A 655-nucleotide genomic window follows, 5' to 3' on the forward strand; every position below is an offset into this window, starting at 1 on the left:
CACAGCGCTATCGCGAGTTGTGGCTGGGCCCGGCGCGGTCGGAGAACCCATGCGCGTACTCAAGCATTCTGCACGGGAACCGGGAGAGCCCACAATCGGCCCTGGGGGATGGCCCCAGGGTCCGCGTTGAAAACCGAGAGGATACGACAACGATGCACGAGCGTGGGCAGTCGGACAGGCCCATAGTACCGAGGAAGCCGTCGAACAAAGCCACGGGTGCGCCCGCGGCGGCGGAGAAGGTGGAGGGAAGGGGTCTGGCCAAGGGGAATCCGCGTCAGCCTCCCCAAACCCGGACACAGAGCCGGAAAGCTTTGACGTCGAAGCTGAGGCGGATACGGCAGGTAGCGACAGAGAGACGGAGTGAGCGGTTCACCGCGCTCTGGCACCACGTCTATAACCTGAACCGACTCCACGAGGTGTACTTCGAGCTGAACCGCTCGGGTGCGCCAGGGGTCGACCGGGTGACGTGGCAGCAGTACGGGGAGAATCTGTGGGCGAACCTCACGGACCTCGCCGGGCGGCTGATGCGTGGAGCGTACAAGCCCCTGCCGGTGGAGCGGACTTACATCCCCAAAGGGGATGGGCGCATGCGGCCCATCGGGAAACCCGCACTGGAAGACAAGATCGTCCAGCGTGTGTTCGCCCAGGTCGTAGG

Annotated in this window: 1 protein-coding gene; it reads left to right on the plus strand. The window is 64.9% G+C overall.

All coding sequences use genetic code 11. The features are described from left to right. Positions 1-152 precede the first annotated feature (152 nt). Positions 153-655: group II intron reverse transcriptase/maturase (locus GY725_24740; GenBank protein MCP4007402.1), on the plus strand; the 503-nt coding region annotated here is incomplete at its 3' end.

Source organism: bacterium (genome assembly GCA_024226335.1).
Classification (GTDB): Bacteria; Myxococcota_A; UBA9160; order SZUA-336; family SZUA-336; genus JAAELY01.